The sequence below is a fragment of the Streptomyces sp. NPDC087263 genome (assembly GCF_044744645.1).
Classification (GTDB): Bacteria; Actinomycetota; Actinomycetes; order Streptomycetales; family Streptomycetaceae; genus Streptomyces.
This window is the reverse complement of record NZ_JBIUYT010000008.1, coordinates 274,626-294,348: the sequence shown is the minus strand read 5'-3', so window position 1 is coordinate 294,348 and position 19,723 is coordinate 274,626. Positions and strand designations below refer to the sequence as shown.

General features: G+C 70.5%; 17 protein-coding genes. 5 read left to right on the top strand and 12 right to left on the bottom strand.

What is annotated here, in order from left to right; translation table 11 throughout:
• The first annotated feature begins 893 nt into the window (after positions 1–893).
• A complete protein-coding gene (locus tag ACIPC1_RS26435; RefSeq protein ID WP_402521031.1) occupies positions 894–2,096 on the top strand; it encodes an amino acid deaminase/aldolase in 1,203 nt (400 codons plus the stop codon).
• Between the two features lie 19 nt (positions 2,097–2,115).
• Here ACIPC1_RS26435 and ACIPC1_RS26430 read toward each other — a convergent pair whose 3' ends face one another.
• The 4 genes from ACIPC1_RS26430 to ACIPC1_RS26415 form a co-directional block, all read right to left on the bottom strand.
• Entirely contained in the window at positions 2,116–3,006 is an 891-nt protein-coding gene (locus ACIPC1_RS26430; protein ID WP_402521428.1) for a DUF2510 domain-containing protein, read from the bottom strand.
• A gap of 65 nt (positions 3,007–3,071) precedes the next feature.
• Positions 3,072–3,863 carry a 3-oxoacyl-ACP reductase gene (locus ACIPC1_RS26425; protein ID WP_384380058.1) on the bottom strand — a complete coding sequence of 264 codons (792 nt, stop codon included), beginning with the start codon at positions 3,861–3,863 and terminating at the stop codon, positions 3,072–3,074.
• On the bottom strand, positions 3,860–5,239 hold the full coding sequence (locus ACIPC1_RS26420) for an aldehyde dehydrogenase family protein (RefSeq protein WP_402521028.1): 1,380 nt from the start codon (positions 5,237–5,239) through the stop codon (positions 3,860–3,862). Before ACIPC1_RS26420 ends, ACIPC1_RS26425 begins: the two co-directional genes overlap by 4 nt.
• Positions 5,240–5,247: 8 nt before the next feature.
• On the bottom strand, positions 5,248–6,618 hold the full coding sequence (locus ACIPC1_RS26415; RefSeq protein ID WP_402521026.1) for a glutamine synthetase family protein: 1,371 nt from the start codon (positions 6,616–6,618) through the stop codon (positions 5,248–5,250).
• 77 nt (positions 6,619–6,695) lie between these two features.
• Between ACIPC1_RS26415 and ACIPC1_RS26410 the strand changes: the two genes are divergently transcribed.
• Positions 6,696–7,433: a FadR/GntR family transcriptional regulator gene (locus tag ACIPC1_RS26410; RefSeq protein ID WP_402521024.1), complete on the top strand. Its 738-nt coding sequence runs from the start codon at positions 6,696–6,698 to the stop codon at positions 7,431–7,433.
• Between the two features lie 64 nt (positions 7,434–7,497).
• A complete protein-coding gene (locus ACIPC1_RS26405) occupies positions 7,498–8,166 on the top strand; it encodes a gamma-glutamyl-gamma-aminobutyrate hydrolase family protein (RefSeq protein WP_402521426.1) in 669 nt (222 codons plus the stop codon).
• Here ACIPC1_RS26405 and ACIPC1_RS26400 read toward each other — a convergent pair.
• Positions 8,135–9,097, bottom strand: a complete 963-nt coding sequence (locus ACIPC1_RS26400) for a phosphotransferase family protein (protein WP_402521022.1) — start codon at positions 9,095–9,097, stop codon at positions 8,135–8,137. The two genes, ACIPC1_RS26405 and ACIPC1_RS26400, sit on opposite strands and share 32 nt — an antisense overlap.
• A 194-nt stretch (positions 9,098–9,291) precedes the next feature.
• Positions 9,292–10,209: a LysR family transcriptional regulator gene (locus ACIPC1_RS26395; RefSeq protein WP_402521020.1), complete on the bottom strand. Its 918-nt coding sequence runs from the start codon at positions 10,207–10,209 to the stop codon at positions 9,292–9,294.
• A gap of 70 nt (positions 10,210–10,279) precedes the next feature.
• On the opposite strand from ACIPC1_RS26395, the gene ACIPC1_RS26390 reads away from it, so the two are divergent.
• Positions 10,280–11,440 carry a TDT family transporter gene (locus tag ACIPC1_RS26390; RefSeq protein WP_402521018.1) on the top strand — a complete coding sequence of 387 codons (1,161 nt, stop codon included), beginning with the start codon at positions 10,280–10,282 and terminating at the stop codon, positions 11,438–11,440.
• On the opposite strand, the gene ACIPC1_RS26385 is transcribed toward ACIPC1_RS26390, so the two are convergent.
• The 6 genes from ACIPC1_RS26385 to ACIPC1_RS26360 form a co-directional block, all read right to left on the bottom strand.
• Positions 11,367–12,086 carry a helical backbone metal receptor gene (locus ACIPC1_RS26385; RefSeq protein ID WP_402521016.1) on the bottom strand — a complete coding sequence of 240 codons (720 nt, stop codon included), beginning with the start codon at positions 12,084–12,086 and terminating at the stop codon, positions 11,367–11,369. The genes ACIPC1_RS26390 and ACIPC1_RS26385 overlap by 74 nt on opposite strands.
• On the bottom strand, positions 12,086–12,883 hold the full coding sequence (locus tag ACIPC1_RS26380; protein WP_402521014.1) for a class I SAM-dependent methyltransferase: 798 nt from the start codon (positions 12,881–12,883) through the stop codon (positions 12,086–12,088). The genes ACIPC1_RS26385 and ACIPC1_RS26380 overlap by 1 nt, the downstream gene beginning before the upstream one ends.
• A 110-nt stretch (positions 12,884–12,993) precedes the next feature.
• A complete protein-coding gene (locus ACIPC1_RS26375) occupies positions 12,994–13,572 on the bottom strand; it encodes a helix-turn-helix domain-containing protein (RefSeq protein ID WP_384380028.1) in 579 nt (192 codons plus the stop codon).
• Between the two features lie 149 nt (positions 13,573–13,721).
• Positions 13,722–14,693 (bottom strand): hypothetical protein, encoded by a 972-nt coding sequence (locus ACIPC1_RS26370; RefSeq protein WP_402521011.1) that lies wholly within the window; start codon positions 14,691–14,693, stop codon positions 13,722–13,724.
• A gap of 156 nt (positions 14,694–14,849) precedes the next feature.
• A complete protein-coding gene (locus ACIPC1_RS26365) occupies positions 14,850–17,459 on the bottom strand; it encodes an ABC transporter permease/substrate binding protein (RefSeq protein WP_402521009.1) in 2,610 nt (869 codons plus the stop codon).
• Entirely contained in the window at positions 17,452–18,531 is a 1,080-nt protein-coding gene (locus ACIPC1_RS26360) for a glycine betaine/L-proline ABC transporter ATP-binding protein (protein ID WP_384380020.1), read from the bottom strand. Before ACIPC1_RS26360 ends, ACIPC1_RS26365 begins: the two co-directional genes overlap by 8 nt.
• 211 nt (positions 18,532–18,742) lie before the next feature.
• Between ACIPC1_RS26360 and ACIPC1_RS26355 the strand changes: the two genes are divergently transcribed.
• Positions 18,743–19,672, top strand: a complete 930-nt coding sequence (locus ACIPC1_RS26355; RefSeq protein WP_402521423.1) for a 5'-3' exonuclease H3TH domain-containing protein — start codon at positions 18,743–18,745, stop codon at positions 19,670–19,672.
• Positions 19,673–19,723 lie beyond the last annotated feature (51 nt).

The following is a 19,723-nucleotide window of genomic DNA, read 5'->3' as shown; positions in this document are numbered from 1 at the left end:
GCTGACCGACCTCCGGCGACTGGTCCCGACTCGGCGGATGACCGGCCCTCGGGGGCTGGTCCGGCCTCAACGACTGACCGACCATCGGTGACTGACCGGCCGTCGGACGCTGATCCGGCCTCGACGACTGACCGACCGTCGGACGCTGGTCGTGCCTCGCCGACTGACCCGCCGTCGGTGACAGACCGACCGTCGGACGCTGACCGACCGCCGATGACTGCTCCGGGCTCGGCGGATGACCAGACCTCGGGGGCTGGTCCGGAGTCCGCAGTCGGTCCGGCCTGGGCGGCTGGTTCGACCTCGGCGGCTGACCGGACATCGAGGGCTGACCGAACATCGGGGACTGACCAGACGTCGGTGGCCCGTCCGGCCTCTGCGGTTGGCCGGACGTCGCGGGACCGGACGTCGGTGCCTGGTTCGGAGGCGGTGAGTGGTCCGGGCTCGGAGGCTGGTCCGGAGTTCGCAGGTTGTCCGGAATCGGAGGCTCGTCCGGGGTCTGCGGGTTGTCCGGAGTCGGCGGCCGGTCCGGGTGGGGAGGGGTTGCCGGGCGAGGTGGGGCCGGCGGGCGTGGGGGAATTGAGGCGCGGCGCGCTTCCGTGCTCATGCACCCCCCGTTCCCTCGTACCCGGGCCATCGGCTCGCCTCGGAGCTCTTCCGGGCCGTCGTAGCTGTTGCGGGGAGGGCGTCCGTCCGGGTCGCCCGCCACGGGCACGCATACCCGCACCGGGGGGCCGTCACCCCGGGCGCACCCCGCCCGGGCAAGGTCGTTCCTCCCTGCGTGCGCGTCACTCTACGGGTTGACGTGGGCCCGAAGGGAACCAGTCCGCAGGCCCGGGGGATCTGCCCGGATCGTCCCCCTACCCAGCGGTAATCCCGTCTGGCAGGCTTCGGTCATGACTGCCCGCGCCGCAGACCGGGCCCGCTACAACCGGGCCACCGCTCACCTCGACGCCCCCCTCGCGATCGTGGACCTGGAGGCCTTCGACGCGAACGCGGACGATCTCGTCCGCAGGGCCGGTGGCAAACCGGTCCGCGTCGCCAGCAAATCCGTCCGCTGCCGCGCCCTGCTCGAACGCGTCCTCGCGCGGGACGGCTTCGCCGGAATCATGTCCTTCACCCTCGCCGAGTCGATCTGGCTGGCCCGCTCCGGCTTCGAGGACATCCTGCTCGCCTACCCGTCCGCCGACACCAAGGGCTTCGCCGAGCTGGCCTCCGACCCCAAGCTCGCCGCCGCCGTGACGGTCATGGTCGACGACCCGGCCCAGCTCCACCTCATCGACGAGGCACGCCAGGGCGGCACCGAAGTCGTGCGCGTCTGCCTGGAGTTGGACACCTCACTCCAGTTGCTCGGCGGGCGCGTCCGCGTCGGCGCCCTCCGTTCGCCGCTGCGCTCCCCCGCCCAACTCGCCGAAATGGCCCGTACGGTGACCCGGCGGCCCGGGTTCAAGCTCGTGGGAATCATGGCGTACGAGGGTCACATCGCCGGCGTCGGCGACTCGGTCGACGGGCGGCCCTTCCGTTCGCGTGCCGTCCGCCTGATGCAGGCCACGGCCCGCAAGGAACTCGTCCAGCGGCGTGCCGAGGTCGTCCGCGCCGTCCGGGCCGTGGAGCCAGACCTGGAGTTCGTCAACGGCGGCGGCACCGGCAGCGTGCAGCACACGGCGGCCGAGGACGCGGTCACGGAGATCGCGGCCGGGTCGGGACTGTACGTACCGCGGCTCTTCGACAACTACACCTCGTTCAGCGGGCGTCCGGCCGCGCTCTTCGCCCAGCCCGTCGTTCGTCGCCCGGGCGTCGGAATCGTGACCGTCCTCGGTGGCGGCTACCCGGCCTCGGGCGCCGCCGGTCCCGACCGGCTGCCCGTGCCCTATCTCCCAGAGGGGCTGAAGTACGACCCCCAGGAGGGTCCGGGCGAGGTGCAGACGCCGCTGATCGGCGCCCCCGCGGACGACCTGCTCATCGGCGACAAGGTGTGGTTCCGGCACGCCAAGGCCGGGGAGTTGTGCGAGCGGTTCGACACGCTCCAGTTGGTGGCGGGCGACTCGGTGACGGCGGCCGTCCCGACGTATCGCGGGGAGGGGCAGACCTTCCTCTGACGCCCCGGGCGTCCAGCGTCTACCGGGACGGGCCGATGCTGCTGCCCACACCCCCACCGGTGTCCGCGTCGTCCACCGGACGGATCCCTTTGGTGATGCGGTCCATGTCGGACAGCGGCGGCCCGTCCCCACCCGCGTCGAAGGCGAAGCGGACGATGACCAGTGCCTCAGAACCCACGCTGGACGCAAACGCCAGCGACTGCACGTAACCCCCGGGCCCCGCGGCGGTCTTGACCTGCCAGCGCACGAAGTACCCGGCACGCCCGGCGACGGCGACCGGACCCGCCTTCACCTCTTTGTGGGAGTCGATGCCGTGGTAGGGGCGCCGGTCGAGGAGGTCGCGGTCGTACGCCCTGTCCGCCGCGTCCCCGATGTCCTTCCGGGCGAGGGCTTCCGGGGACTTCTCGTCGTCCCCGGTGACCGTGCGCGAGATGACCCGTCCGTGGTGGCAGAGACCGGGGTCGCCGGGGCAGTCGTACGTCCCCGGAGTGGTCATCACGACATCGTCCTCGACGACGTTCTCCGGCCCCTCCCAGCCGTCGAGCAGCGGAAGGGTGATGCCGTTGAGCTCGTCCACGACGAACGCCGGATCGTCGGTCGGCGACTCGGAGGGGGTCGGCTCGGGCTGCGACGGGGCGGTCGGAGCCGTGTTGGTCGCCGCGTCGGCGGTGTCGTCGTTCCGGCCGAGGAGTACGGCGCCTGTGACGATCGAGGAGACCAGCACGGCTCCGGCGACGACGAGGGCGACGGCCTTGGCACGCCCGGAGCTCCCGTCGGGGAACTCCGGCCGCGCCAAGGGCTGTTGGAGCGCCTCGGGCTGACGTCGGTGGTCGGTCCACGCGGTCCCGTCCCACCAGCGCTCGACGAGCGGGTACGACGGGTCGCGGTACCAGCCGGGCGGAGGCGTCATGCTCATCCCGGCACTCTAGGACGTACGTCGAAGATCAGTACACGGTGTCCGGCCCACGGCGTCCGCTACAGCGGCGTGACGTACGCGCCCGAGATTCCGCCGTCCACCAGGAAGTCGCTGGCGTTCACGAAGGAGGAGTCGTCGCTGGCGAGGAACGCGACCGCCGCGGCGATCTCGTCCGCCTCCGCGAACCGGCCGACCGGGATGTGCACGAGCCGACGTGCCGCCCGCTCGGGGTCCTTGGCGAACAGCTCCTGGAGCAGCGGGGTGTTGACCGGTCCGGGGCACAGGGCGTTGACCCGGATGCCCTCCCTCGCGAACTGCACGCCCAGTTCACGGGACATGGCCAGCACACCGCCCTTGGAGGCCGTGTACGAGATCTGCGAGGTCGCCGCGCCCATCCGGGCCACGAAGGACGCCGTGTTGATGATCGAGCCCTTGCCCTGGCGCCGCATGTAGGGGATCGCGGCCTTGCAACACAGGTAGACGGAGGTGAGGTTGACGTCCTGGACCCGCTTCCAGGCCTCAAGTCCCGTCTCCAGGATGGAGTCGTCGTCGGGTGGTGAGATGCCCGCGTTGTTGAAGGCGATGTCGACGGAGCCGTAGGTGTCGTATGCCGTCCTGAAGAGGGCTTCCACCTCCTCGGGGTCGGTGACGTCGACCTTCACGAAGATCCCGCCGACCTCCTCGGCGGCCGCCTTGCCGCTCGTCTCGTCGACGTCGCCGCAGACGACATGGGCGCCCTCGGAGGCTAGCCGGCGTGCGGTGGCGAGGCCGATGCCGCTGCCCGCGCCGGTGATGACGGCGGTACGGCCGACCAGGCGGCGGCAGATGATGTCAGGGGTGTCTGCGGTCACTGTGCGGGGCCCTCCGTGCTGATGAAGACGTTCTTGGTTTCGGTGAAGGCGGTGAGGGCGTCCGGGCCGAGTTCGCGGCCGATCCCCGACTGCTTGAAGCCGCCGAACGGGGTCCAGTAGCGGACGCTGGAGTGGGAGTTGACGGACAGGTTCCCGGCGCGGACGGCCCCCGAGACGCGTAGGGCGCGGCCGACGTCACGGGTCCAGATGGAGCCGGACAGGCCGTACTCGGTGGCGTTGGCGAGCCGGATCGCGTCCGCCTCGTCCTCGAAGGGGAGGACGACCGCGACCGGGCCGAAGACCTCCTCGACGGCCACGCGCGCGCGGGGCTCGACATCGGTGAGGACCGTGGGCGGGAACCAGAAGCCCGGCCCCTCGGGGGCCTTGCCGTGGATGCCGGGCGCGTCGGCGGCGACGTACGAACGTACGCGTTCCAGCTGGACCTTGGAGATCAGCGGGCCCATCTGGGTGCGCTCGTCGGACGGGTCGCCGACGACGACGGACGCGACGGCCGGGGCGAGGAGTTCGAGGAAGCGGTCGTACACGGAGCGCTGGACGAGGATGCGGGTGCGGGCGCAGCAGTCCTGGCCGGAGTTGTCGAGGAAGGCCATGGGAGCCGCAGCGGCGGCGGCCTCGATGTCGGCGTCGGCGAAGACGATGTTCGGGCTCTTGCCGCCGAGTTCGAGGGTGACGCGCTTGAGGAGGGCCGAACCCTTTGCCAACACCTGTTTGCCCACGGCCGTTGATCCCGTGAAGACGATCTTCGCAACGCCGGGGTGCTCGACCAGCGCGTTGCCCGTGACGGGACCCGCGCCAGGAAGTACCTGGAAGAGGTGCTCGGGAAGACCGGCCTCCAGGCCCAGTTCGGCCAGTCTCAGAGCCGTCAGAGGTGTCGTCTCGGCGGGCTTGAGGATGACCGCGTTCCCGGCCGCGAGGGCCGGTGCGGTGCCCCAGGCGGCGATCGGCAGGGGGAAGTTCCAGGGGGCGATGATCCCGACGACGCCGAGCGGTTCGAGGATGGTGATGTCCAGGCCGCCGGAGACCGGGATCTGGCGACCGGTCAGCCGCTCCACTCCCCCGGCCGCGTAGTCGAGCAGATCACGGACGTTGCCCACCTCCCAGCGGGCGTTGCCGATCACGTGACCGGCCTCGCGGACCTCCAACCGGGCCAGTTCTTCGAGGTGTTCGTCGACGACGACGGCGAAGCGGCGCAGCAGCCGGGCCCGCTCGCCCGGAGCGAGGGCGGCCCATCGGGCCTGTGCCCTTCCCGCCCGTACGACGGCGGTGTCGACGTCCTCCGCAGTGGCGCCGGGGACGGTGGCGATGACCTCCTCGGTCGCCGGGTTGAGTACCTGGAGCTCATGCTCGTGCGACAAGAAGGGCCTCACAGACGTTCGAAGGAGCGGCGCAGCTCCCAGTCGGTCACCGCGGCGTCGAAGGCGTTCAGCTCGACGCGCGCCATGTTGCGGTAGTGCGCGACCACCTCGTCACCGAAGGCGGCCCGGGCGATGGGGCTGTTCTCCCAGAGCTCGGCGGCCTCGCGAAGGGTGGTGGGGACGTGCTCGTAGTCGGCGGCGTACGCGTTGCCCGCGCACACGTCCGGCAGCTCCAGTTTCTGCTCGATGCCGTACAGGCCGGCCGCGACGAGTCCGGCGACGGCCAGGTGCGGGTTGACGTCACCGCCGGGGAGCCGGTTCTCGAAGCGCATCGAACGGCCGTGGCCGACGATACGGAGGGAGCAGGTGCGGTTGTCGTAACCCCAGGCGACGGCGGTCGGGGCGAAGGAGCCCGGCTGGAACCGCTTGTAGGAGTTGATGTTCGGGGCGTAGAGGAGCGAGAAGTCGCGGAGCGCGGCGAGCTGCCCGGCGAGGAAGTACCGCATGATCTCCGACATGCCGCCCGGGTCGTCGGAGGAGCCGGCCATCACATTGGTGCCGTCCTTGTCCGCGAGCGAGAGGTGGATGTGGCAGGAGTTGCCCTCGCGCTCGTTGTACTTCGCCATGAAGGTGAGCGAGACGCCCTCCTGGGAGGCGATCTCCTTGGCGCCGGTCTTGTAGACGGCGTGCTGGTCACAGGTGACGAGGGCCTCGTCGTACTTGAAGGCGATCTCGTGCTGGCCGGGGTTGCACTCGCCCTTGGCGGACTCGACGATGAGGCCCGCCGCCTGCATCTCGTTGCGGATACGGCGCAGGAGCGGCTCGATCCGGCCCGTCCCCAGCACCGAGTAGTCGATGTTGTACTGGTTCGCCGGGGTGAGGTCGCGGTAGCGCGCGTCCCAGGCCTGCTCGTAGGTGTCCTTGAAGACAATGAACTCGAGCTCCGTGCCGACCTGGGCGGTGAGGCCGAGTTCGGCGAGGCGGTCGAGCTGGCGGCGCAGGATCTGGCGGGGCGCTGCCACCACCGGGGAGCCGTCGCTCCAGGCGAGGTCGGCGATCAGCAGCGCCGTGCCCTCGTTCCAGGGCACCCGGCGGAGCGTGCTCAGGTCGGGGTGCATGGCGAAGTCGCCGTATCCCCGCTCCCAGGAGGACATCTCGTACCCGTCGACCGTGTTCATCTCGGTGTCGACGGCAAGGAGGTAGTTGCAGCCCTCCGTGCCGTGTTCGAGGACGTCGTCGAGGAAGAAGCGCGCGGCGAACCGCTTGCCCTGGAGCCGTCCCTGCATGTCGGGGAAGGCCAGGACGACCGTGTCGATCTCGCCGCCCGCGACCAGGCTGCGCAAGTCCTCGACGGTGAGCGGGGGTGTGCGGTCTGCCACCGGAAAAGCCTCCTTGGGTCAGCCGAGAGTCATAAGGTATTGCTGAGAACCATTGCTTGGGAAGGGGGCGCGACGAGATGACCTGGGCGGAAACCGACGGCGGGACGGACGACCGGCTGACGCCGGTGCTGCGGCCGGTCCGGGCGGGCAACGGTTTCGAGGAGGCGCTGGAGCAGATCCTCCAGGTCGTCCGGCTCGGCCTGGTGCCGGGCGGTGAACGGCTGCCCGCCGAGCGGGAGTTGGCGGAGCGGCTCGGGATCAGCCGGGTGACGCTGCGCGAGGTGCTGAAGGTGCTCCAGGACCAGGGACTCGTCGAGTCGCGGCGCGGCCGGTACGGCGGCACGTTCGTGCTGCCGAGGGCCGACGCTCCCGGCGAGCACGAGCTGCGGCGCCGGGTCGCCGAGGTCGACGTCGAGGACGTACTGCGCTTCCGCGAGGTCCTTGAGGTGGGCGCGGCCGGCCTGTGCGCGACGCACGGCCTCGACGACGAGCAGGCCGGCCGGCTACGCGAGGCCCTCGCCCGCACCCAGGACGCTCCGCTGGCCGACTACCGCCGCCTGGACACCAGGCTCCACCTCACCCTCGCCGAACTGTGCGGCTCCCCTTCGCTCACCGCCCAGTACGCGGCCGTACGCGCCTCCGTGAACGACCTCCTCGACTGCATCCCGCTCCTCGTACGCAACCTGGAGCACTCCCAGCTGCAGCACGGCGCGCTGGTCGAGGCGGTCCTGGACGGGGACGCGGACGGGGCGCGGGAGATGATGCGGGAGCACTGCGGAGGGACGGCGGCGCTGCTTCGGGGGTTCCTGACGTGAGGCCCCCGCAAAGGTATGCGGATATTCCATTGAGTGAGGAGGAGGCAGCGTGGGCGGCAGACCGCTGATCGGTGTGAGTACGTATCTGGAGTCCAAGGCGCGCTGGGGCGTGTGGGAGCTGGAGGCGGCGTTGCTGCCGGTCGGCTATCCGCGGCTCGTGCAGCGGGCCGGCGGGCTGGCCGTGCTGCTGCCGCCGGACGATCCGGCGTGCGCGGCGGAGGCCGTCGCCCGCCTCGACGGGGTCGTCGTCGCCGGTGGGCCGGACGTCGATCCCACCCGCTACGGCGCCGAGCGCTCGCCGCGCACCGGGCCGCCCGCTCCGGAGCGCGACGCCTGGGAACTCGCCCTGATCGAGGCCGCGTTGACCTCCGGCACGCCGCTCCTCGGCATCTGCCGTGGCATGCAGCTCCTCAACGTCGCCCTGGGCGGGACGCTCGTCCAGCACCTTGACGGTCATGTGAAGGACGTCGGCGTGTTCGGGCGCCACGACGTGACTCCCGTGCCGGGGAGTCTGTACGCCGCTCTCGCGCCGGAGCCGGTCGCCGTGCCTACGTATCACCACCAGGCGGTGGACCGGGTCGGGGCGGGGCTACTGGCCTCCGCCCACGCGGTGGACGGGACGGTGGAGGCCATCGAACTTCCCGGCCCCGGGTGGGTGTTGGGGGTTCAGTGGCATCCGGAGATGGGGGAGGATCTGCGGGTCATGCGGGGGCTGGTCCAAGCCGCTTCCTGAGCCATTCCAGTGCGGCGTCGCCCTGCGCGCGCTGGAAGGGGCGCAGGGTCGGCAGACCCGGGGGCGGTGGTTGCCGGGACTGCTGGATGAAGAAGCCCGCCAGGGCCGCCAATGTGGCGGTGACGCCTTCGGGGTCGGCGCCACTGCCCAGCGGGTGGGTGGCGAACACCGATTCCGGGTCCGGGCCGCCCTGGGCGCGGACGCACGGCAGCATCACCAGCAGGTCGAACCAGGGCGCTGCCCTCGTGGCGTGCGGCCAGTCGACGAAGACCACCCGACGGTCAGCCGTGAGAAGCAGGTTGTCCGCGCGCAGATCGCTGTGCGCGAGGGTCTCGCCCACGGCGAACTCGCCCCAGGGAGCGGCGAGTTCGGCCAGCTCGTGCAGACGAACCGCGGTCCACGGGTCGAGGCCGTCGCCGGTGTCGCCCGCGTCGATCATGTGCTGCCAGCCGCGGAAGGAATGCGTCATGGCTTTCGTCACCGGTGGCGCGTCCACCGGTGACGGGGTGAGCGTGCGGCTCAGCTCGCCCACGGCGTCCAGGACCAGCCTCAACTCGGTTGCGCGCCACGGGACATGTGGCTGGCGGCCCTCGACGTCCTCGAAGACGAGGGCAACCCAGGTGCCGTCGTCGTAGGTGCCGAGGAGGCGGGGTGCGGGGGTGTCGGACGGCAGTGCGGCGGCGTTTCTCGCCTCCCTGCGGTGGAGTTCGGGGCTTTGGGGGTTCATGTCGGCGCTGACCGCCTTCACGAACGCGCGTTGGTGGTCCGCCGTGGTGACGCGGGCGGCTACGCCGGGTGAGAAACCGCCGGGCTGCGTGACCGCCTCGGTCACGGGGGCACCGAGCAGCCGCGCGACTGCGTCGCGGACTGGCTGGGGCAGGTCTCCCCATGGGGTGCGGACGCCTGCGGCGGGCGGAGCGGTCGGGGTCATGTCCCGCATGGTGCGGGGGTGCGCTTAGCAGCGCCAGCGGTTTTTCGCCCCCTCCGCCCCTACCCGTCCCTTGTTCCTGGGGGCTACCGCCCCCAGACCCCCGCTGTCGGCCTGAACGGCCTCGTCCTCAAACGCCGGACGGGCTGAAACGGGGGCGAGCTGCATCCATCAGCGGCTCCGCCGCGGGCATCCCCTCAAACCCCCCGCGTCAACGACAACAGATCCCGCGCCGGCCCCGTGGGCCGATGCCCCGTGGGCCACACCGCCCGCAGGGACCGCCGCAGTTGGACGTCGGACAGCGGAATGCTGACCAGCCGGTGGGCGGAGAGTTCCTCGCCGAGGGCCAGTTCGCTCAGGACGGCGGGGCCCGCGCCACTGGCGACGTAGGCCTTGACCGCCGTGGTGGAGGACAGCTCGATGAGCGGACGGGCAAGGCCGCCGAGGGTCGCGTCGAGGACCTGCCGAGTGCCCGACCCCTCCTCCCGGAGAATGAGTGGCGTCGCCGCCAACTCCGCACCGGACAGAGGCGATCGACGACGCGCCCACGGATGGTCCGGCGCCGTCACCACGATCAGCCGGTCATGGGCGATGACCACCGCGTCGAGGCCGGCAGGCACGGACAGCCCCTCGACGAAACCGAGGTCGGCCTCGTCGGCGAGGAGACGTTCGGCGACGGCCGCAGAGTTGCCGGCGAGGAGGGACACCGCCGTGTCAGGGCGCTGCGCGCGAAGCGCGATCAGCCAGCCCGGCAGCAGATACTCGGCGATCGTCATGCTCGCCGCGACACGCAACCGCGAGTCCCGCCGGTCCCGCAACGCGTGCGCGCCCACGTCGAACGCCTCGGCCGCCTCCACCACCCGCCGCGCCCAGTCCGTGACGAGCGCCCCGGCGTCAGTGAGGCGCGACCCGCTCGGTGAGCGGTCGACGAGGGCCACGCCCAGCTGGCGTTCCATCGAGCGGATCCGGCCGCTGGCGGCCGGCTGGCTGATCCCCAGTTCCCGCGCGGCCCGCCCCAGACTTCCCAGCCGGGCCACCGCGAGCAGCAGCTCCATCGCCCCCAGATCCGGCACCCGGTGCGCGATCCCCGTCCGCTCCTCAGCCTTACCACTCATAACCCCAGCTTATGCCCTCATAGGGCGGCAGTCCCTGGTGGGCAGCGCGTCGCGGCGGGACCTTGGAAGCATGGTCACCGCAGTCCAGCCCGCCACAGCGTTCCCCCAGGCCGGTACCCGGCACGGCACCACCCTCCGGTACCTCGGCCCGAACTGGTACGCCGCGGTGATGGGCACCGCGATCGTGGCCACGGCGGGCGCCGGACTCCCCGGGGCCGTGCCGGGCCTGCGGACCGTCTGCGCCACGGTGTGGGCGCTGTCGCTGGCGATGCTCGTGGTCCTGCTCGCCGCCCGGGCCCTGCACTGGACGCACCATCGTGAGCAGGCGCGCGCCGGCTTCCTCGATCCGGCGACGGCCCCGTTCTACGGCTGTCTGCCCATGGCTCTGCTGGCCGTGGGCGGCGGCGCCCTGGTCGTGGGCCAGGACTGGATCGGCCTGGAAGCGGCGGTCGCGCTGGACGCGGTCCTGTTCAGCGCCGGTACGGTCATCGGCCTGACCTGCGCCGTGGCCATCCCGTACCTCATGGTGGTCCGGCACCGGATCGAACCCGGGCAGGCGAGCCCCGTATGGCTGCTCCCGGTCGTTGCCCCGATGGTGTCCGCGGCCCTCGGCCCGCTCCTGGTCCCGTATCTCCCGGCCGGCCAGGCGCAGGAGACCCTCCTCCTCGGCTGCCTCGCGATGTTCGGGCTGAGCCTGCTGGCCACCTCGCTGATGCTGCCGCTGATCTTCGCCCGGCTGATCACCGGTGGTCCGCTGCCGCTCGCCCTGACTCCGGCCCTGTTCCTGGTGCTCGGTCCGCTGGGCCAGTCCACGACCGCGGTCGGCAAGTTCGCGGACGTCGCGCCCGGCGTGGTGCCCGCCCCGTACGCCCAGGGTTTCAGCGATCTCGCCGTCCTCTACGGCGTCCCCGTGATGGGTTTCGCGCTGCTCTGGCTCGCCCTTTCCGCCGCGCTGGTACTGCGCGCCCGCCGTCGCGGCATGGGTTTCACGATGACGTGGTGGGCGTTCACCTTCCCGGTGGGGACCTGTGTCACCGGCGCGGAGGGCCTGGCGCGGCACACCGGCCTCGTCGCCTTCGACGTCCTCGCGGTCGCGCTGTACGTCCTGCTCGTGGCCGCCTGGTCGGTGGCAGCCGTCCACACGGCCCGCGGCCTCGTCAGCGGCAAGCTGCTCGCAGCGCCTCGCCCAGCAGCCGCGGAGCCTGCGCCAGCGAGGGCCCGTACCAGGTGAGCAGGCGACCGTCGACGAGCGCGCAGGGCACGCCCTCGAACACCTCGGGTCCGTCGTCGGCGGTGAAGCGGTACGGCTCGTCGGGCAGGACCACGAGTTCGGGGGCCGCCGCCTTGAGCTCGGGCAGCGGGATGCGCGGATAGCGCTCCTCGTGGTGCGCGTACACGTTGTCCACACCCAGGCGCGCCAGCACATCTCCCGCGAAGGTGTCACGGCCGAGGACCATCCAGGGCCGCCGCCAGACGGGCACGATCGCGGTCGTACGACGGTCCGGAACCGGTGGGTCCTGCCAGGCGCTCTCCGCTTCGTCGAGCCATCGCGGCCAGGCCTTCGCGCCACACGCGCCCAGCACCCGCCCCAACTCGCGGATGGCCTCCGGCACGTCCCGTACCTCGGTGACCAGGACCTCGATGCCCGCCGTGCGCAGGGCCGTCAGGTCGGGCTCGCGGTTCTCCTCCTCGTTGGCGACGACCAGGTCGGGGGCGAGCTCGACGATCCTGTCGACCTTGGGGTTCTTGGTGCCGCCGATCCGTGCGACGTCGAGGTCCGCCGGATGGCTGCACCAGTCGGTGGCGCCGACCAGGGCGCCGGGCAGGGAGACGGCCACGGCCTCCGTCAGCGACGGTACGAGAGACACCACACGCATCACGGGCGCCTCCCCCACGTCGTGATCAGCGGATAGGAGTTGACCGCGAAGGCGGGGTCGTCCAGGAGGCGCAGACAGCGGTCCAGCTGCTCCTCGGTCAGGCCCTCCTCGACCAGCCGGCCCTCCAGTTGGCGCATATTGACCTGGTGCAGCCGGGAGCCGGGCGAGCCGCCGCGCCAGGACTCGGCGTACGTGGACGACGCCACGCCGACGAGCCCCGCCCCGCGCAGTGCCGCGTACGCGTGCAGCCCCCAGTGGATGTCGGCGCCCGCCCGCGTGACGACGCCCATGACCGCGTCGTGCATCTTTTCGAACAGTTCGGCCGCCCCTGGCCAGGGTGACGCGAGCACGGGGACATACCCGCAGTCGAACTCGTCGAGGACCAGTGACCCGCCGGGCCGCAGCGCCCGCACCAGCCGGTCGAGGGCCGCCAGACGCTCGGGCACGTGCAGCAGGACGAGCCGGGCGTGGATGAGGTCGAACTCGTCCTCCGGCAGCTCGTCCGTGCTGATGTCGTGCCGCAGGACGTGCAGGTTGCCGCGCTCGGGGAGGCCGTCCATCCAGCGCGGTTCGATGTCGGTGACGAGGACGGAGCCGGTCGGGCCGACCCGGTCGGCGAGCCAGCCGGCGACGGAGCCACCGCCTCCGCCCAGCTCCAGGCAGCGCATCCCCACGCCGACGCCCAGCTCGGTGAGGCGCGCGAAGGTCACCGGGTCGTAGCAGGTCTCCAGGGCGTCGAAGCGCCCGCCGGCGTGCTCAGAGGTGTTGTCGAAGGCGTAACCGGAGGTACCGGACATGCGGTCAGTATCGCAGCGGTACCCGCAACCGGGACCGGTCACGGACAGATCAGCCCCGGCGTCAGCGGCACCCGGAACGGGGACCGGTCACGGCCGGGTCAGCCCCGGCGTCAGCGCCTGCCGAAGTTGTGGCGGTCCTCCACCGCGTCGATGTGGTCGGCGACCTCCACCACGATCACCCGGGTGTCCGGCACGGTCGCCCGCCACCGGTGCCGCACGCCGCCGGTCAGATACATGGTGTCGCCGCGCCCGAGGCGATGGGCACGGCCCTCCGCCTCGACCTCGACGGCGCCGTCGACGACGTACATCAACTTGTCGTTGCGGAGCTGGAGTTCACGCCCCTCGTCGTGGTCGCCGGTGAATTCGGTGGCGTGCAGCTGGTGGTGACCGCGCACCAGGGGGCGCACCCGTGCGTCGGGGGCGTACTCGGCGGCTTCCGCGCGCACGACATCGACGCTGCACGCCGGGTCGGCCGCGGCGAGCAGTTCCACGGCGGTGGTGCCGAGCGCGTCGGCGACCCTCTCCAGGGAGCTCTTGCTGGGCCGGGCGCGCTCGTTCTCGACCTGGCTGAGAAAGGGCACCGACAGGCCGCTGCGCTCGGCCACGACGGCGAGGGTGAGGTCCAGGGCACGGCGGCGGCGCCGTACTGCCGCGCCCACCCGAAGGGGTTGTTCTTTGTGGTCGCCCATCGCTTCGGCTCCCTCCCTTGCGTCGTCGGTCCCTACTACAGCAAGCGCTTTGGCCCACTACTTCTGAAGAGTTGTTTGCACCCTACGCATGTTCGGCAAACCGTTTCACGCACCCGTCACATCGTTGACACGCAGAAGGAGGGTGAGGGTTACAGTTCGCGCCAATAGAGGAGCTGGCCCGCTTCGCCGGGCGCCGCGCCCTCGCTCGGGACGAAAAGGCTGACCAGCAGCGCCGGATGCCCCTGCGGGTCGGTGAGAAGGGTCGCCGTCGGGTTGGCGAAGGCCCGGCTGCCGCCGTGGGTGCGCAGAGTCAGCCGTTCGGCCCGTCCGGTCGCCGGATCGTAGGCATACGTCCGCCAGCTCCCGAAGTCCTCGCGCCACCGCTGCCCCTCTATCAACACCAGCTCCGCTCCCCCGAGTTCGAGGGACGAGCGGTCGCCGATGTTTCCGCTGTTCCCCCAGCCCTCCAGCGCCCGGTCCAGGCGCTGGTCGGGCTCGGCCCGCCAGGTCGTGAAGTCCGTGAGGGTGGCCCGGAGTTGGCGGTCGGTGTCGCATCCCGCCCGGTAGTGGCCGGTGAGTTCCACCGTGCCGTCCTGCACGGAGGTGATGTCCGGCGTGCCCTCGGCGCAGCGCGAGAGGGTGCGCGGCGCGTCGTAGGCGTGGTCGGCGTCCCCGGCCAGCAGGGCGGTGAGATCGGCGTAGCCGCGTACGGCGATGTGGTTGTCCGGATCCTTCTCGTACGCCAGTACGTACCCACCGGCTCCGTCGGCGGCGAGTGTGGGCTGACTGGTGCCCGCGCCGAAGTCGTGGCGGCGGGTCCAGGTCAGCAGATCCGTGGAGGTGGCGAGGGCCGAGTGGAAGCGGCCGTCGGCGAGGGTCGAGTGGTAGACGGCGAGATAGGTGCCGTCCGGCGCCTGGGTGATCTCCGCGGTGTCCATGGTGTGGCCGGAGTCGTCCCGCAGGCCGTACGCGTAGCCGTCGGCCTCGCGCACATCCCCGGCCAGCGACTCGAGCCGCGCCGTGACGGCGGACGCGGGCTCCGCGTGCGCGCTCGGCGGCACAGCCGTCAGCAGCACCACGAGGAGGCCGACGAAGCGGCCGGGGCGGAGCAGGGATCGCACGGGGTCTCACAGGAACGCAGGGAGGAGGGGAGCCGAGCGTACGGACGAGTCACGGGCTCCGGGAACTCCGCGAGGGGTGGCCTTCGCCACACGGGAGACGCGACCCGCGTGACGAGGGTCCACCCCTCGCCGAACCACCTGGGAACTCCTTGCGGACTACTGCGGAGTCATCCGCTCCACCATGTCCGGGTGCTCCTTCAGCCACGCGGCCACGGCGTCCTCCTCATGTCCCTGGCCCTGATCCTTGATCTCGGCCTCCAGGCTGCCGAGTTCGCTCTCGCTCATCCTGAAGTTCTTGATCCACTCGGTGAGCTGCGGATACTGCTCCGGGAAGTTCTTGCTGGAGATCGTCCGGATCGTGTTGCCCTCGCCGAACAACTTCTTGTCGTCCGCGAGCTTGGTGAGCTCGTACTCGCTGTACGCCCAGTGCGGCGACCACAGGACGACCGCGACGGGCTCCTTCTTGGCGTACGCGCGCTTCAGCTCGGCCAGCATCGCGGGTGTGGAGCCGTCGACGACCTTGTACTCCTTGTCCAGGCCGTAGCCGGGCAGCACCTTCGTCTTGAGCAGGTTCATCTCGCCGGTGCCCGGCTCGATCCCGATGATCTTTCCGCCGAAGGTGCTGCCCTTGCCCTTGAGATCCGCGAGGGACTTGACGTCCTTCACGTACGAGGGGACGGCGATCTCCAGGGAGGTCGGTTCGTACCAGGTGCCGAGGTCTCTCAGGTCGTTCTTGTGCTGATCCCAGTAGTTGGACTGGGCGTACGGCAGCCAGGCGTCGAAGTTGAGGTCGAGGTCCCCGGAGGCCAGTCCCGTGTAGACGGGGCCGACGTCCATCTGCTTCAGGTTCATCGTGTAGCCGCGCCGTGCCAGGACGTTCTTCCACAGATAGGTGACGGCGACGTCCTCGTCCCAGGGGAACCAGGCGACGTCCAGCGCACGCTTCGTCTCGGCACTGGCCGTGGTGGTCTTGACCGGGGCCAGCTTGTCGACGAGCCCGGGGTTCTTCTTCAGCCAGGCGCGCACGGCGTCCTGCTGCTTGCCCTGGCCGGCCTTGTTGATCTCCGACTCAAGGCTGGTGAGCTGCTGCTCGGTCATCTTGAAGTTCTTGAGCCAGTCGCCGACGACCGGGTTCTCCTGGGCGAAGCCCTTGCGGGAGAGCGTGTGCACACCGTCGCCCGAGCCCCAGGCGCCCTTCGGGTCCTTGAGCTTCTTCAGGTCGTAGTCGCTGTACGCCCAGTGCGGCGACCACAGGGTGACGACGACGGGCTCCTTCTTGGCGTACGCGCGCTTCAGCTCGGCCAGCATCGCGGGCGTGGAGCTGTCGACGACCTTGTACTCCTTGTCGAGCCCGTACTCCTTGAGGACCTTGGTCTTGAGGAGGCTCATCATTCCGGCGCTGGACTCGATGCCGGTGATCTTGCCGCCGAACTCGTCGGCCTTGCCCTTGAGGTCCGCCAGGGAGTTGATGTCCTTCATGTACGAGGGCACGCTCAGCTCCAGCGACGTCGGTCCGTACCAGGAGCCCAGGTCGTCGAGGTCCTTGCCGTACTTCTTCCAGTACTGCTCGTGGGTGGTCGGCAGCCAGGAGTCCGTCTCGAAGTCGATGTCGCCCTGGGCGAGGGAGGTGTAGAGGGGGCCTGCGTCGAGCTGCTTCGTCTCGACCTCGTAGCCGCGCTCCTCCAGGATCTCCTGCCACAGGAAGGTGGAGGCGACGCCCTCGTCCCACGGGATGTAGCCGATGCTGATCTTCTTGCCCTGGCCTACGTCCTTGCCGTCGGCGGCGGTGGACGTGGCGGCACTGCCACCGAAGATCCCCATGCCGCCCGCGACCAGCGCGAGCACGACGACGCCGACGACAGCCACGACCGGCCGGGGGCGGTAGGTCCAGAGCTTCAGGCCCTGCGCGGCCCGCAGCCTGGCGGCGGTGCGGCGGCCGAGCGGCGAGACCTGGGTGCCCAGCGCGCTGGTCATCCGGTCGAGGTAGATCGCCAGGATGACGATGGCGACGCCCGCCTCGGAGCCGAGGCCGACGTTCAGCTGGCCGATGGCCTGGTTCACGTCGCCGCCGAGGCCGCCGGTGCCGACCATGCCGGCGATGGCGGCCATGGACAGGCCCAGCATGATGACCTGGTTGACGCCCGCCATGACGGTCGGCAGGGCCAGCGGCAGCTGGATGCGCAGCAGCGTGTCGCGCGGGGTGGTGCCGAACGCGTCCGCGGCCTCGACCAGGTCCTTGTCGACCTGGCGGATACCCAGCTCGGTCATGCGGACGCCGGGGGCCAACGCGAAGATCAGGGTGGCGACCATGCCCGCGGGGGCGCCGGTGCCGAAGAACAGGATGGCCGGGATGAGGTAGATCATCGCGGGCAGCGTCTGCATGAAGTCGAGCACGGGCCGGACGACGCTGCTGACCCGGTCCGAGCGCGCCGCCCAGATGCCCACGGGCACCGATATGACGAGGGCGATGACGGTCGCCACGAGGACGAGCGAGAGGGTCACCATCGCGTCGTCCCACAGTTCGAGGGAGTCGATGAAGGCGAATCCCACGAAGGTGAGGACACCGGCGGAGGTGCCGCGCAGCCAGAACGCGATCACGGCGAGGATGGCCGCGAGGAGAAGCGGTTCGGGGGCCTGGAGAACGGCGTTGACGCCGTCGTAGGCACCGTCGAACACGGTCTTGAGGAAGTCGAAGAACCACGCCATGTGGTTGAGCAGCCAGTCGACGGTGTCGTTGACCCAGTCACCGAACGGAATCCTAGGCACCGGCCTTCACCGCCTCGTCGCGCGGAGTGACACAGGGGACCGGGGGCCCCTGCTCATCGCCCAGGTAGCCGACGAGCCGCTGTCTCGCGACGACACCGACCAGCTTCTGTTTCTTGTCGAGCACCGCGACGGCGTGCGGCACACGGGCGCTGATCGCGCAGAGTTCGTTGAACGGCGTGTCTGACGTGGCGGTCTCGCAGGCGCAGTTCGCCTCGTCGCCGTTCAGGTCGGTGTCCATGACGGACTCCGCGGTCAGCACGCGGGAGCGGTCGACGTCCTGGGTGAAGGAGGCGACGTAGTCGTCCGCGGGGCGCACCAGGATGTCCTCGGCGGTGCCGATCTGGACGATGCGGCCGTCGCGCATCACGGCGATCCGGTCACCGAGCCGCATGGCCTCGTTGAGGTCGTGCGTGATGAAGACGATGGTCTTCTTGAGCTTCTTCTGGAGTTCGATCAGCTGGTCCTGCATGTCGCGGCGGATCAGCGGGTCGAGGGCGCTGAAGGACTCGTCCATCAGCAGCAGGTCGGCATCGGTGGCGAGCGCGCGGGCCAGGCCCACGCGCTGCTGCATACCGCCGGACAGTTCGTCGGGCCAGGACTTCTCCCAGCCCGCGAGGCCGGCCAGCTCCAGGGCCCTGGTGGCGCGCTCGTTGCGCTCGGCGCGCGGCACGCCCTGCACTTCGAGGCCGTACGCCGCGTTCTCACGGACGCTGCGGTGCGGAAAGAGCGCGAAGTGCTGGAAGACCATGCTGATCTTCCTCGCCCTGACCTCGCGCAGTTCGCGGGCGCTGAGCTGCGTCAGGTCCTGACCGTCGAAACGCACATGGCCGCCGGTCGGCTCCAGTAGTCCGTTGAGCATGCGCAGCAACGTCGACTTTCCGGAACCGGACAGGCCCATGACGACGAAGGTCTGGCCGGGCTCCACCGTGAAGGAGACATCGATCACCGCGGCGGTGGTGCCGTCGGCGCGGAGTTCCTCACGGTCCGCTCCCTGATGGAGCCGCTCCATCGCCTCTTCGGGTCGTCTGCCAAACACCTTGTACAGGTGCTCGGCTTCTAGCCTGGATGACACGTGTGCCTCTCGTCGGGACAGTTTGAGCGCTTCGGCGGTGGAGCGCTTGAACGGTTGATCCGCTGAACGTCGGTCGAACGTCGGTCGAACGACGATTGAAGACGCAACCGGCTTTGTTCAGAGGCGGCCCCTGCCCCCGCTTATGCGGAGCAAACGCAAGAGTGGTTCAGGTCACTGTCGGAGGCAGTCGCTGTCAGTGCCGTACGGCATGATGCGAGACGTGACCAGACGCCTGATGCTGCTCGACACCGCCTCCCTGTACTTCCGGGCCTATTTCGGGGTCCCCGATTCGGTGAAGGCCCCGGACGGCACGCCGGTGAACGCCGTGCGCGGGCTGCTGGAGTTCATCGACCGCCTGGTCAAGGACCACCGCCCCGACGACCTGGTGGCCTGCATGGACGCGGACTGGCGCCCGCAGTGGCGGGTCGACCTCATCCCGTCCTACAAGGCGCACCGCGTCGCCGTGGAGACCGAGACAGGACCGGACGAGGAGGAGGTGCCCGACACCCTGTCCCCGCAGGTGCCCGTCATCGAGGAGGTCCTCGACGCGCTGGGCATCGCGCGCGTGGGAGTGGCGGGCTATGAGGCGGACGACGTGATCGGCACGTTCACCGGACGCGCCACCGGTCCGGTCGACATCGTCACCGGCGACCGCGACCTGTACCAACTGGTCGACGACAAGCGGGAGATCCGCGTCCTCTATCCCCTCAAGGGCGTCGGCCTGCTCCAACTCACCGACGAGGCATGGCTGCGCGAGAAGTACGGCGTCGACGGCCCGGGGTACGCGGATCTGGCGCTGCTGCGCGGCGACCCCAGCGACGGACTGCCCGGCGTTCCCGGCATCGGGGAGAAGACGGCGGCCAAGCTGCTCGCCGAGTTCGGTGACCTGGCAGGAATCATGGCGGCGGTGGACGACCCGAAGGCCAGGCTGACTCCCTCGCAGCGCAAGCGCCTCGACGAGTCACGACCGTACGTCGCCGTGGCGCCCACGGTTGTCAAGGTCGCCGGTGACGTCCCCCTGCCGGACGTCGACACCGCGCTGCCGCGCGCGCCGCGCAACCCGGCCGCGCTGGACGAACTGGCCGTACGGTGGGGTTTGGGCGGTTCGTTGCAAAGGTTGCTCTCGACTCTTCAGGTTTGAGGTGTTAACTGGAGAGAGGTGCTAGCTTAGGTAAGCCTTAGCTCGCTGAAT